12 protein-coding genes and 1 tRNA gene are annotated in these 12,441 nt (G+C 74.5%); 5 read left to right on the plus strand and 8 right to left on the minus strand.

Features of this window, described 5'->3' with window-relative positions; translation table 11 throughout:
* The first annotated feature begins 15 nt into the window (after positions 1-15).
* Positions 16-1,248, plus strand: coding sequence for a tyrosine-type recombinase/integrase (locus VM242_12205; protein HVM05926.1), 1,233 nt, complete (start codon positions 16-18; stop codon positions 1,246-1,248).
* 15 nt (positions 1,249-1,263) lie between these two features.
* Here the strand turns inward: VM242_12205 and VM242_12210 are convergent.
* The 4 genes from VM242_12210 to VM242_12225 form a co-directional block, all read right to left on the minus strand.
* A tRNA-Val gene (locus VM242_12210) sits at positions 1,264-1,337 on the minus strand.
* A gap of 4 nt (positions 1,338-1,341) precedes the next feature.
* A complete protein-coding gene (locus VM242_12215) occupies positions 1,342-2,220 on the minus strand; it encodes a diacylglycerol kinase family protein (protein HVM05927.1) in 879 nt (292 codons plus the stop codon).
* A gap of 50 nt (positions 2,221-2,270) precedes the next feature.
* Positions 2,271-2,765 (minus strand): YetF domain-containing protein, encoded by a 495-nt coding sequence (locus tag VM242_12220; protein ID HVM05928.1) that lies wholly within the window; start codon positions 2,763-2,765, stop codon positions 2,271-2,273.
* Complete coding sequence (locus VM242_12225; protein HVM05929.1) at positions 2,750-3,265, minus strand: hypothetical protein; 516 nt, start codon at positions 3,263-3,265, stop codon at positions 2,750-2,752. The genes VM242_12220 and VM242_12225 overlap by 16 nt, the downstream gene beginning before the upstream one ends.
* 97 nt (positions 3,266-3,362) lie before the next feature.
* Between VM242_12225 and VM242_12230 the strand changes: the two genes are divergently transcribed.
* The 4 genes from VM242_12230 (at position 3,363) to VM242_12245 (ending at position 7,428) form a co-directional block, all read left to right on the plus strand.
* Entirely contained in the window at positions 3,363-5,084 is a 1,722-nt protein-coding gene (locus VM242_12230) for a SpoIIE family protein phosphatase (GenBank protein ID HVM05930.1), read from the plus strand.
* A 16-nt stretch (positions 5,085-5,100) separates the two neighbouring features.
* Positions 5,101-5,301 (plus strand): hypothetical protein, encoded by a 201-nt coding sequence (locus VM242_12235; GenBank protein ID HVM05931.1) that lies wholly within the window; start codon positions 5,101-5,103, stop codon positions 5,299-5,301.
* A 102-nt stretch (positions 5,302-5,403) separates the two neighbouring features.
* Positions 5,404-6,384 (plus strand): TIGR03557 family F420-dependent LLM class oxidoreductase, encoded by a 981-nt coding sequence (locus VM242_12240; protein HVM05932.1) that lies wholly within the window; start codon positions 5,404-5,406, stop codon positions 6,382-6,384.
* Between the two features lie 12 nt (positions 6,385-6,396).
* Positions 6,397-7,428, plus strand: a complete 1,032-nt coding sequence (locus VM242_12245) for a hypothetical protein (protein HVM05933.1) — start codon at positions 6,397-6,399, stop codon at positions 7,426-7,428.
* Between the two features lie 213 nt (positions 7,429-7,641).
* Here the strand turns inward: VM242_12245 and VM242_12250 are convergent, their stop codons facing one another.
* From VM242_12250 to VM242_12265, 4 genes are all read right to left on the minus strand, one after another.
* Positions 7,642-8,205, minus strand: coding sequence for a hypothetical protein (locus VM242_12250; protein ID HVM05934.1), 564 nt, complete (start codon positions 8,203-8,205; stop codon positions 7,642-7,644).
* 9 nt (positions 8,206-8,214) lie between these two features.
* Positions 8,215-9,174, minus strand: a complete 960-nt coding sequence (locus VM242_12255; protein ID HVM05935.1) for an NAD(P)/FAD-dependent oxidoreductase — start codon at positions 9,172-9,174, stop codon at positions 8,215-8,217.
* On the minus strand, positions 9,171-10,892 hold the full coding sequence (gene treZ / locus VM242_12260; protein HVM05936.1) for a malto-oligosyltrehalose trehalohydrolase: 1,722 nt from the start codon (positions 10,890-10,892) through the stop codon (positions 9,171-9,173). Before treZ ends, VM242_12255 begins: the two co-directional genes overlap by 4 nt.
* 73 nt (positions 10,893-10,965) lie before the next feature.
* Positions 10,966-12,441: hypothetical protein (locus VM242_12265; protein ID HVM05937.1), on the minus strand; the 1,476-nt coding region annotated here is incomplete at its 5' end.

The raw sequence follows: 12,441 nt of genomic DNA on the forward strand, positions 1-12,441 counted from the left end.
GACAGAAGGTGAGTGATGGCTAAGCGACGCGGCCACGGCGAGGGCAGCATCTTCTTCGAGGAGTCGCGGCAGCGCTGGGTCGGTACGGTCGACCTCGGCAACGACGGCACGGGCAAGCGGCGGCGGGCGAAGGTCACCGGCCGCACGAAGACCGAGGTACGCGACAAGCTGCGGGCGCTCCAGCACCAGGCCGAGGCGGGGCTGCCCGTGGGCGACGGCGCGCTGAGCTTCGGGCGCTACCTCGACGGCTGGCTCGCCGACGTGCTGCCGGCCCGTGGCCGTGTGAAGTCCACCAACACGATCGCCAACTACGGCTGGGCAGTCGAACGCCACCTCAAGCCGGCGCTCGGCGCCAAGCGGCTACGCGCGCTGACGCCCGAGGACGTCGAGGGCCTGCTCCGCCGCCTGGCAGCGGACGGGATGGCCCGCAACAGCGTCATGCGCGTGCGGTCCGTCGCCGTCATGGCACTCAAGCACGCTCAGCGCCGCGACCTCGTAGCGCGCAACGTGGCCGAACTGGCAGAGATGCCGGCCGCGGCACGGGCACCGGAGGAGGGGCGCTCCCTCACCGTCGAGCAGGCGGCGCAGCTCCTCGCCGTCGCCGAGGCCGACCCCTTTGGCCCCCTGGTAGTCACCGGACTCATGCTCGGCCTTCGCCCCGGCGAGCTGTGCGGGCTGCGGTGGGCCGACGTCGACCTCGACGGGCGAACGCTTCACGTCCGGCAGGCCCGCAAGCGCGAGCGCGGCCCGGACGGGCGCGAGGTGCTGACGTTCGGGGAACCGAAGACGCCGAAGTCCCGGCGGTCGCTCGCCATGCCGGCGCCGGTGGTGGCCGCTCTCCAGCGTCAGCGGGCGCTACAGGCCCGCCAGCGGCTCGTAGCGGGCTCGGCGTGGGCAGACCTCGACCTCGTGTTCGCCAACGCCCTCGGGGCGCCCGTCGACCCGTCGAACCTGCGCCGCCTGTTCGCCCGGCTGACCGAGCGCGCGGGGCTCGGCCGGTGGCACCCGAACGAGCTTCGGCACTCCGCCTGCTCGCTCCTGTCGGCGGCCGGTGTCCCCCTCGAACACGTCGCCGACATCCTCGGCCACGACGGGACGCGGATGGCGGCCCGCTTCTACCGGCACGCCGTGGCACCGGCCGTGGGGGCGGCGGTGGCTCCCATGGAGGCCTGTTCGGGGCGGTTGGCTCCCCCTTTGGCTCCCCTACCGGCTAGCGCCGGCCCCCGCAGGCGGGCTCGGAGCCGCTGACCTGCGGTTTCGTCGTGGGCCGTAAGGGACTTGAACCCCTGACCCCTTGCGCGTCATGCAAGTGCTCTACCAAGCTGAGCTAACGGCCCCGGATCAGGTCGCGACCTTAGCATCGGCCTCCGGCGGGACGAGGACCGTGAGGGCGCCGGGCAGCGACCGGAACCGCAACGGCGGGCGCAGGCGCACGACCTCGCCGTCGAGGGCAACGGCCACGTCGGGTGTGCCGGCCAGCTCGACCACCACGTCCTGCTCCCGGGTGGACGCGAGCAGGGGGGAGGCGGCGAGTCGACCGGCGAGCAGCGCGAGGACGGTCCGGGCGCGCGCCAGGACCCGGTCGGCGCGAAGGACGCGCACGTCGAGGATCGCCTCGTCGAGGGCGGCGCGGCTGGTCAGGTCGGTCAAGCCGTCGCCGTAGCACCCGTTGCCCACGAACACCAGCCAGGCCCGGTACGTGGTCCCGCCGACCACGGCCCCGAAGCGGTGGCCCTTGCGGGCCTGCGCCCACGCCGCGGTGACGTTCGCCAGCGGCTTGGGCAGGTGGCGTTCGTGCGAGTCCCGCTCGCTCACGAGAGCGGCGTAGAACCCGATGCTGGCGTTGTTGACGAAGTGCTCGCCGTTCACCTCGGCCAGGTCGACCCGGCGGCGCACGCCGTCGACGGCGGCGGCCGCGTCGGCCACCGTCTCGATCCCGAGCTCGCGTGAGAAGTGGTTGCGCGTCCCCGTCGGGACGGGGACGAGCGGGATGCCGGTGCCGGCGAGGAGCGAGGCGACGCAGCGGATGCTCCCGTCGCCACCGGCCATGGCGACGAAGCCCGCTCCCTGTTCGATGGCGCCGGACGCCACCTTCTCGAGGCCGTCGCCGTCGCACTCGATGACCTCGTGGCCGGCGAAGTGCTCCCGCACGGCCGACGTCGGCTCGGGATCGGGCCCCGATTCCGGGTTCACCAGGACCACGCCGTCCGACACCGCCATGCCCCATCCTCCCACGGGACAGCGCGGAGCCCGGCCGCCGACCGACCCTGCTACTCGGCGGCGTGCTTCTCGTCGGGCTGGTGCTGCTCGCCGTTCGTCTTGAGGAAGGAGAACTTGCCGTCGGGCTCCATGATGCCGACCTCGACCTCCGAGAGGTCCTTCAGCCCCTGCATCCGGGCCTCCTCCTCGATCTCCTCCAGGGTGAGCCGCTCCAGCCGCATGGCGTCGTACAGCGGCTCCCCGTTCCGCACCACGAGCAGCGGCTCGCCCTCGAGGGCGCGACGCGAGCGTGGGAACTTGAACGAGAGGTACGAGAACACCAGGACCCAGAACCCGATGGTGCCGGCGGCCAGGAGGGCGCCCGTCACCGAGTAGTCCTCCTGCGTCACGCCCTGCTGGATCAGGTCGCCGAGCACGATCAGCAGCACCAGCTCGAAGGCGTTCATCTCGGCCAGCTCCCGCTTGCCGAGCGCCCGGGTCAGCGCCCACAGGAAGAAGAAGACGGCCGTGGCGCGAAGGGGCAGCTCCATCAGGGCAGCACCCACGTGCGGTAGTCGACCTGCACCACCGGCCGGCCGTTCTCGAGGACGGCGGTGGTCGCCTCCTTGCCCCACTGGACGTTGGGGCCGGTGCGGGTGTCGAGCGAGATCTCCATGGTGTCGCTGTGATCGGGCGTCTTCAGCTCCCAGATCACCCACTCGCCGTCGGTGGTCACCGACTCCGGTTCGGGACCGAAGGCGTTCTCGTCGAACAGGTCGAAGTACGTGCTCGTCGTCGCCAGCGTCAGCGGGCCGTCGAACCCGCCGTCGCGTCGCACGGTGACCGACCAGGGCACGGCCAGGCCGGGCCGCGTCACCCGGGCGTAGCGGAGCTCGAGCTCGTACGCCCCGCCGGTGGCCTGCACCGTCGACGTGCGGACGCCGAGCAGCCCGAGGACGCCCGCCAGCAGGAACACGCAGAGCACGGCGAGGAAGGCCCGCCGGCCGGTCCGCGCCCGCCGGGCACGCTCGAGCGGCGGCTGCTCGGGGATCGTCGAGTGCGCCACCGAGAGCGTCGGTTCCCCGACCCGTGGAGTGGCAAACGGGCTGGTAGCGTGCCGGATCGGCCCTGCCCGTGCGGACTCCCCCTCGTACCCTGCCGCCGTGGCCTCGCCCACCACGGAACCGGCGGCCGTGACGGGCCGCCCCGCCGCCGCCGTGCTGGCCGAGGCGGCGCGCGCCGTGCACGGCGAGGCGGACCGCAACCGCCTGCTCGCCTGGGTCGCCGACGCCGCCCGCGTGCTGACGTCCGCCGACGTCGCCGGCGTGTGGCTGCTCGACGACGAGCAGCCCCACTGGGTGACCGCCACCATCCGCCCCACGTCGACCGCTTCCCTGGCCGACCTCGGCGATCCTCGTCACCACGCCGCCCTGCACCCGGCGGTCCGCGGGGGGCGCCCGGTGCGCATCGGCGACGGGGAGGGGCACTGGCGCCTCGACCCCGATCTGGCCGCGTGCCTGCCCGGGATGGCGAGCATCGTGGCCGTGCCCGTGCCGGGCGCCGACGCCGGCAACCACGGCGTGATCGTCGCCGCCGCCGCCGCTCACGAGCGCTTCTCGCCCGACGGGGAGGCGTCGCTCGCCGTCCTCGGCTGCCACCTCGGCGTGGCCGTCGACAACCTCGAGAACCGCCGCGCCCTCGACGAGCTGCGCGCCACCGAGCAGCAGATGGTCAACCAGCTCCAGGCGGCGGTGGTGCCGGAGCGGCCGGTGGTCCCCAACACCGAGCTCGGCAGCTACTACTCCCCCGCCGACCCCGGTGTGGCCACCGGCGGCGACCTGTACGACTGGATCCTCCTCCCCGACGGCGACCTCCACTTCGCGGTGGTCGACGTCATGGGGAAGGGGGTCGCCGCCACCAAGGACGCCCTGGCCGTCACCCACGCCCTCCGCCTGCTGGTGCTGGACGGTTGCCCGCTGGATGACGTGGTGCGGCGGGCCGACGCCATCGTCACCGCCCAGAACCCCGAGCTGGTGGCGACGCTGCTCGTCGGCCGCTACCGGCCGCCCACCGGCGAGCTCCGGCTGGCGGGCGGTGGGCACCCGCCCGCCTTCCTCGTCCACGAGGGCCGGGCCGTCGAGGTGCGCTCCCCCGGCGTGCCCATCGGCTGGCCCGGCGCCGGCTCCGAGGGGGTGGCCGAGGTGGCCCTCGGCCGCACGGACAGCCTCGTCCTCTACACCGACGGCCTGGTCGAGGGCACCAAGGACGTGGTGAGCGGCCTGGCGTCGCTGCGCCGCTTCGCCGAGGAGACCGCCCCGTACCCGGCGCCGCAGCAGGCACGCATCCTGGTCGAGCGCACGCTCGCCGGGGCCGCCCGCCGGGACGACTCGTTGGCGCTGATCCTCCGCCGCCGCATGCCACCGCCGCGGGCGGGAGCATCGGCCCTGGGCCCGTTCGAGCACCGCCTGTCGCAGAGCATGGCGGCGGTGTCGGTGAGCCGAGGCCTCCTCCGCGAATGGCTGGTGAGGGTTCCCGTCGACGCCGACGCCATCCACGACCTCCTTCTCGCCGCCACCGAGCTGTGCGCCAACGCCGTCGAGCACGCCACCTGGCAGGGCGGCGGCGTGGTGATCCGCGCCTTCACCGAGGGCGCCGACGTGATCGTGGAGGTGCAGGACGACGGCGGCGGCCTGGCCTGGCCGCAGCTCGCCCTGGAGCCGCCCGACCCTCGGGCCGAGCACGGCCGGGGCCTGTGGCTCGTGCGCACGTTCACCGACGAGGTGACCCGCGACACCTCCGACGGCCGCACCCGCATCCGCTGCGTGAAGCGGGCCGTGGTGGCCGCCCCGTCGGCGCCGGGCCTCGCCCCCGCGGGCCCGTCCTAGCTAGATTGGCCCGGCGATGACCGACTCCCCCGGCACCTCCGACGCTCCCGTCCCCGACCCGGTGCCCGACGCCGACCGCGCCGAGCAGGAGGTCCCGGCCGTCCCGCCCGACATGGAGAACGCCCCCGTGCGCATCGCCGCGGACGTCCCCGAGGCGGACGCCATCGAGCAGTCCCTCCCCGGGCCCCTCCCCGACGAGGACGAGGCGCCCCGGTAGGCGTCGCCGCCGCAGGGGAGGATCGCTCGGCGGGCGCGCGTTCTGGCGGCCGGGCGAACGGGTAGTGGGTACGCCGACCCCGGCTTCCCCAGGAGGACACCCATGGCTTCGACCGTCGAGGTGGGCTTCGCCTTGTCGAGCGAGGAGCACCGCCCTCTGGACCTCGTGCGCCAGGCCGTGCAGGCCGAGGAGGCCGGGTTCTCCTTCATCGGCATCTCCGACCACTTCCACCCGTGGATCAAGGCCCAGGGCCACAGCCCGTTCGTGTGGGGCGTGCTCGGCGCCATGGCCCAGGCGACCGAGCGCATCCGGGTCGGGACCGGCGTGACCTGCCCGATCATGCGCACGCACCCGGCGGTCATCGCCCACGCCGCCGCCACCGCCGGCTGCCTCATGCCCGGCCGGTTCTTCCTCGGCGTGGGCAGCGGCGAGGCCCTCAACGAGCACATACTCGGCCACCGCTGGCCGCCGGCGCCCATCCGCCTGGAGATGCTCGAGGAGGCCGTCGAGGTGATCCGCCTGCTTTGGCAGGGCGGCAGCCAGGACCACTACGGCAGGCACTTCACCGTCGAGGACGCCACCATCTTCGACCTCCCCGACCCGCGGCCCGAGATCGTGGTGGCCGGCTCCGGCGCCAAGGCCGCGGCCCTGGCCGGCCGGGTGGGCGACGGCTTCTGGGGCGTGTCCCCCGAGGCCGAGACGCTGGAGACGTTCGAGAAGGAGGGCGGGGCCGGCAAGCCGCGCTACGGGCAGGTCACGGTGTGCTGGGCGGAGGACGAGGCGTCGGCCCGCAGGACGGCGCTCGAGATCTGGCCCAACGGCGGCCTGGCCGGCCAGCTCTCGCAGGACCTGCCGACGCCCAAGCACTTCGAGGACGCGGCCTCCACGGTCACCGAGGACGACGTCGCCGAGAAGGTCGCGTGCGGGCCCGACGTCTCGAGGCACGCCGAGATGGTCAGGTCGTACGCCGAGGCCGGGTACACCCACGTCTACATCCATCAGGTGGGCCCGGACCAGGACGGGTTCTTCCGCTTCTGGGACGCCGAGCTGCGCCCCGCGCTCCGCGACCTCGGCGTCGTCTGAGCCGCTGGAGTGGTGCGCCTGCGGCGGGTCGACTGCGCCGGTCCCGGCATCCGCCGCCGCCGGGCCGGCCGGGGCTTCGCCTACTACGACGAGCACGGCCGGGTCGACGATCCCGAGGTGCTGGCCCGCATCCGGGCGCTCGCCATCCCCCCGGCCTGGACGGAGGTGTGGATCTGCCCGGTCCCGACCGGCCACATCCAGGCGGTGGGGACCGACGCGGCCGGGAGGCGCCAGTACCGCTACCACGACGCCTGGCGGGCCCGGCGCGACCAGGAGAAGTTCGACCACATGCTGGACTTCGCCCGGGCGCTCCCCCGCCTCCGGGAGGTCATCGCCGCAGACCTGGCGGGCGACGACCTGAGCCAGCCCCGGGTCCTGGCCTGCGCCACCCGACTGCTCGACATCGGGTTCTTCCGGATCGGCACCGAGGGCTACGCCGAGCAGAACCAGAGCTACGGGCTGGCCACCATCCAGAAGCGGCACGTGCGCCTGGTCGACGGCGGCGTGCGGTTCGACTACGTGGCCAAGAGCGGCAAGCGCCGGCTGCAGTCGGTCGTCGACCCCGAGGTGTTCGCCGTGGTCGAGGCCCTCAAGCGCCGCCGCGGCGGTGGCCCGGAGCTCCTGGCCTACCGGCAGGGCCGGCGGTGGTCCGACGTGCGCTCGGGCGACATCAACGCCTACGTCAAGGAGGCCACGGGCGGCGAGTTCACCGCCAAGGACTTCCGCACGTGGAACGCCACCGTCCTGGCCGCGGTCAGCCTGGCGGTCGCCTCGGAGGCGGGGTCGCCCACGGCCCGGAAGCGGGCGGTGGCGTGGGCCATGAAGGAGGTGTCGCGCTACCTCGGGAACACACCGGCGGTGTGCCGCTCGTCGTACGTCGACCCCCGGGTGGTCGACCGGTACCGGGCCGGCGTCACCATCGCCGGTGCCCTCTCGGGGCTCGGGGAGGCGGCCGCCTTCGGGCACCTGTCCACCCAGGGCGCCGTCGAGCGCGCCGTGCTCGGCCTGCTCGACGACGCCCCGCCCGCCACCGCCGTGGCCTGAGGCATCGCCGCCCGGTGCACGGTGGTGCACGGTGGTCCGCGGTGGCGGCCGGCCGTCGACCCGGGGCCGGACGCGCACGTACCGGGAAAGCCGGCTATAGCTCGGCTCTCCCGGTACGTGGGGCTCCCGGGGGGCGGGACGAGATAGTTTCTGCCCCACCCCGTGGCGGCCCAAACACGTTTCCCGAGATTTTTCCGGGACCGCTCGTCGGGGTCAGCCGGGCGGGGCGATGGTGTCGTCGACCGGCTCGTCCTCGGACGCCTCCCCCTCCTGGATGAAGGCCTCGTCGCCCTCGCCGACCGTGTCGTCGGCCACCCGGCGGCGGACGGCGTCGATGTCCTCCTGGAGGGCCTCGAGCCGCCCCTCGGGGCTCGCCGAGGCCTGCTCGCCCCCGTCCTCCTCGTCGGGCTCCACCTCGTCGTCGGGCTGCGTCTCGTCGTCGGAACCGGAGTCGCCGCCCGAGGCGTCGTCGGCGCCTACCGCCGCAGCGTCGTCGTCGCCGGTGTCGCTCCCCGATCCGCTCTCCTCCTCCGCCGCAGCGTCGTCGCCGCCGGCGTCGGTCTCCGAACCGCTCTCCGCCTGGGGCGCCGACTGGTCGCCCGGGGCGTCGCCGGCGCCACCCGCCGCGTCCCCACCCGGCTCCTTGTCGACGGTGCCGGCCCGGTCGTCGCCGCCCGCCGCGGCATCGCCTCCGTCACCCGCGCCGCCCTCTTCCGCTGCGCCGCCGGCGCCGTCGGCGCCGTCGCCCGCCTGGTCCTCAGCCTCGCTGTCGCTCATGGGCCAGGTCTACCCGAGGACGACCCGCCCGTGCCACGACGCCGGCATGCCGCCCTCGCCCCGCAGCGACTGGGCGCACGACACGCCCGCCGTCGCCCCCTTGGCCGCCGCCACCTGCACCAGCTGGAGGCCCGGGGTGACGTCCCCGGCGGCGTAGACGCCCGGGACCGACGTCGCCGCGTCATGGTCGACGTCGATGCAGCCCTCGTCGGTCAGCCGGCACCCGAGCTGCTCGGCCAGCCGGGTCCGCGGCTCGTGGGCGATGGAGAAGAACGCCATGCCGCACGGCAGCACGCCGGCGTCGCGCAGCGTCACCCCTTCCAGCCCGCCCCGGGGCCCGAGCAGCTCGGTGGCGTCGTCCTCCAGCACCGCGACGCCGGCGTCCGCCAGACGCCGCCGGCAGCCGGCGTCGCCCTCGAAGGTGCGGCCGTCGGTGACGACGGTGACCGAGCGCGCCCACCCGAGGAGGGTCAGGGCGAAGCCGGTGACGTCCTCGCTCCAGCCGAAGACGACGACGTCGGCTTCCCGGGCCTCGTAGCCGTCGCACGTCGGGCAGTGGAAGACGCTGGCGCCGTAGTGCTCGAAGAAGCGGTCGACCTCGGGGAAGCGGTCGCGCACGCCGGTGGCGAGCACGAGCCGTCGTGCCCTCAGCACGGGGCCGCCGCCCTCGGTCACCACCTGGAACAGACCGTCACGGTCGCGCCCGACCTCCGACGCCTCGCCGACGCAGTGCTCGGCCTCGGGGTAGCGGAGCAGCTGCTCCCGGGCCCGCTCGGCCAGCGTCGCGGGGTTCACCGGGTCGTCGCCCAGGTAGCCGTGGGCGAGGTCGACCCACCGGTTCCGGGGCTCCCCGCCGTCGAGGAGGGCGACGGTGCGCCGGTAGCGGGCGACCCAGGTGGCCGCGGCCAGCCCCGCCGGGCCGCCGCCGACGACGACCGCGTCGTAGGTCGGGTCGTGGGTCGGCGTCACGCGGTGAGGACGGCGACGGAGTCGGGCGCCAGGCGCAGGGTCCCGCCGGTGACGAGCTCGGCACCGTCGGACGCCAGGACGACGCTCCCCTCGGCCGCCAGCTCCACCGCCCGGGCGCCGATGTTGCCGGCGACGGTGACCGGGCCGCGGCGCACCACGAGCGAGCCCGCGTCCTCGTCGACCCGGCAGACGACGAGGTCGAGCCGGCCGTCGGTCAGCTCGGGCACGGACCGGCGCAGGGCGATGAGGCGGCGGTGCCAGTCGAGCACGGCGGCGTGGTCCTTCTCGCCGAGCTCGGACCAGTCGAGCTTCGACCGCTCGAAGGTCGCCGGGTCCTGGGGGTCGGGCACGTCGGCCGGCTGCCACCCGAAGGCGACGAACTCCGACCGCCGGCCGTCGCTGACGGCCCGGCCCAGGGCGGGGTCGGCGTGATCGGTGAAGTACTGGAACGGGGTGCCCGCCGCCCACTCCTCGCCCTGGAAGAGCATGGGCACGAAGGGGCTCGTCAGGACCAAAGCGGCAGCCAGCTGGAGCCGCCCGGGGGACATGAGGGCGGCGCTGCGCTCGCCCCGGGCCCGGTTGCCCACCTGGTCGTGGTTCTGGGCGTAGCCCAGGAAGCGGTGCCCGGACAACGTGGCGTCGTGGCGCCCGTGCCGCCGGTCCCGGTAGGGCGAGTACCCGCCGGCGTGGACGAAGGCGCGCCGCAGGGCCGTGGCGATGTCGGTGAGCGACCCGAAGTCAGCGTAGTAGCCGTCCCGCTCGCCGGTGAGGGCGGCATGGACGGCGTGGTGGAAGTCGTCGCTCCACTGGGCGTCCATACCGTAGCCGCCGACCTCGCGACGGCGGACCACCCGCGGGTCGTTGAGGTCGCTCTCCGCCACCAGGAACAGGGGCCGGCCGACGGAGGCGGCCAGCGCCTCGACCTCGACGGCCAGCTCCTCCAGCAGGTGCATGGCCGAGGTGTCGAGGATGGCGTGGACGGCATCGAGGCGCAGCCCGTCGCAGTGGTAGTCGCGCAGCCACATCAGGGCGTTGTCCACGAAGAACGCCCGCACCTCGTCGCTCCCCGCCTGGTCGAGGTTGACCGCCTGGCCCCAGGGTGTGGCGTAGCGCTCGGTGAAGTACGGCCCGTACGCACCGAGGTGGTTCCCGGCCGGCCCGAGGTGGTTGTACACGACGTCCATCACCACCCCGAGGCCGCGGGCGTGGCAGGCGTCGACCAGGCGCTTGAGGCCGTCGGGGCCACCGTAGGCGGAGTGCGGGGCGTAGAGGTCCACGCCGTCGTAGCCCCAGCCCCGGGTGCCCGGGAACTCGGCCACCGGCAGCAGCTCCATCACGTCCACGCCCAGGTCGACGAGGTGGTCGAGGCGCCGGATCACCGCGTCGAACGTCCCCTCGGGCGTGAAGGTCCCGACGTGGAGCTCGTAGATCACCGCCGACGGGAGGTGGACGCCGCGCCAGCCGGCGTCGGCCCACGGGAAGGCGGCGTGGTCGACGGTGCGCGACGGGCCGTCCACGCCCGCCGGCTGCCACGGCGAGCGCGGGTCGGGCCGGACGGGCCCGCCGTCGAGCGAGAAGCCGTAGTCGGCCCCGGGCCCGGCGTCGGGGATGTCGGCCTCGAACCAGCCGCGGCCGGCGGCGGCCATGGGCACCCGGCGCCCGCTCAGGTCCAGCTCCACTGCGGTGGCGTTCGGCGCCCACACCCGGAAACGAGTCATGGACCCGACCCTTCCCCGAACCGGTGCCGGAGACGACACGATCCGCGGTCGCCGGGCGCGCCGGTCCGGCCCGTCACGGTGCCGAGCGCTCGAGGAGGGCCACCGGGAAGCGCTCCAGGAGCGCCGCCACGGCCACCGCGCCGCCGTCGATCTCGGCGCCGTCGAGCACGCTCCGCCACCGCTCCGCCGCCAGCTCGACGGTGGTGTCGCCCCAGTCGCCGCCGAGGCCGAGCACCAGCCGGGGGACGACGGTGACGGCGGCCCCGCCGCGGACGAACGCCACCACGTGCGCCGCCTTGGCACCCGCTGCGGCCAGCGGTTCGTACGAGCCGGCACCGCCGAACGCCGCCGCCTGCCGCCGCCGCAGGTGCAGCGCCTCGCGGACGACCTTGAGCTTGGGGATCCCGTCGTCGGCCCGGGCCCACACCTCGGCGGCGTCGAGACCGTCCAACGACTCCAGCAGCCGGCGCCGCACCTCGTAGTCCACGGGCCGGCGGTTGTCGGGGTCGACCAGGCTGAGGTCCCACACCTCGGTCCCCTGGTAGGTGTCGGGGACGCCGGGCGCGGTGAGCTTCACCAGGACCTGGGCCAGCGAGTTGACCCGCCCGGGCCCGACCAGAGGGGCGACGAACGCCTCGAGGTCGGCCACGAAGGCGTCGTCGTCCAGGGCCCCCTCCACGAACGCCTTCAGGGCGGCGTCGTACCCGGGGTCGGGGTCGATCCACGACGTGTGGACCTTGGCCTCCTTGGACGCCTTCTCCATGTAGGCGACGGCCCGGTCGACCGTCAGCGGCCAGGCGCCGACCAGCGTCTGGTACAGGAGGTACTCGGCATTGGAGTCCGGCCGCTCCAGCCCGGTGCGGTGGCGGGTGTTGGCGAGGAACCAGCGCCGGACCGCTTCGCCCCACGCCTCGGGCATCTCCGACAGCAGGTGCAGACGGGCCCGCACGTCCTCGCTGCGCTTGGTGTCGTGGGTGCTGGTCGCCAGCATGGACGTCGGCCAGTTGCTCGCCGCCTCGGCGCACGCCTGGTGGAAGTCGCCCACCGCCGTGCCCCAGGCTCCGGGCGAGCCGCCCACCTCGTTGAGCGACACCAGCGGCACGTAGTCGTAGAAGGCGGTGTCCTCGACGCCCTTCGCCATCACCGGGCCGGTGAACTGCTGGAAGCGGGTGACCAGCTCGGCCTCCACGTCCCCCGCCAGCGCCGGCAGGCCGGGCGCCGTCTCCGGCCGGTGGCGCAGCAGGAGCAGGTCGGCCAGGAAGGCGAACAGCTCGGCGTCGATCTCGGGGCGGCGGTCGGTGGCCGCCGCCACCGCCGCCTCCACCACGGCGACGTCGTCCTCGTGGACGCCACCGGTGGCCGGGCGGACGTAGCTGCGGTACACGGGGAAGCACGCGGCCACCTCACGCAGTGCCTCGTGCAGGTCGTGGCGGGTGTAGTCGCGGTAGCGCCGGTTGCGCTCGCACACCTCCACGAACAGGGCGGTGAGGCGGTTCAGGTCGGCGGCCAGGATGTCGCGGAGGGCGACGTGCTTCTTGTCGAGCACGAC

The organism is Acidimicrobiales bacterium, assembly GCA_035540975.1.
Taxonomy (GTDB): Bacteria; Actinomycetota; Acidimicrobiia; order Acidimicrobiales.

Excerpts from the sequence above, each read along its gene's own strand:
- VM242_12205 (HVM05926.1), top strand. The coding sequence starts at position 16 with ATGGCTAAGCGACGCGGCCACGGCGAGGGCAGCATCTTCTTCGAGGAG.
- VM242_12215 (HVM05927.1), bottom strand. The coding sequence starts at position 2,220 with ATGGCGGTGTCGGACGGCGTGGTCCTGGTGAACCCGGAATCGGGGCCC.
- VM242_12235 (HVM05931.1), top strand. The coding sequence starts at position 5,101 with ATGACCGACTCCCCCGGCACCTCCGACGCTCCCGTCCCCGACCCGGTG.
- VM242_12240 (HVM05932.1), top strand. The coding sequence starts at position 5,404 with ATGGCTTCGACCGTCGAGGTGGGCTTCGCCTTGTCGAGCGAGGAGCAC.
- VM242_12250 (HVM05934.1), bottom strand. The coding sequence starts at position 8,205 with ATGAGCGACAGCGAGGCTGAGGACCAGGCGGGCGACGGCGCCGACGGC.
- treZ (HVM05936.1), bottom strand. The coding sequence starts at position 10,892 with ATGACTCGTTTCCGGGTGTGGGCGCCGAACGCCACCGCAGTGGAGCTG.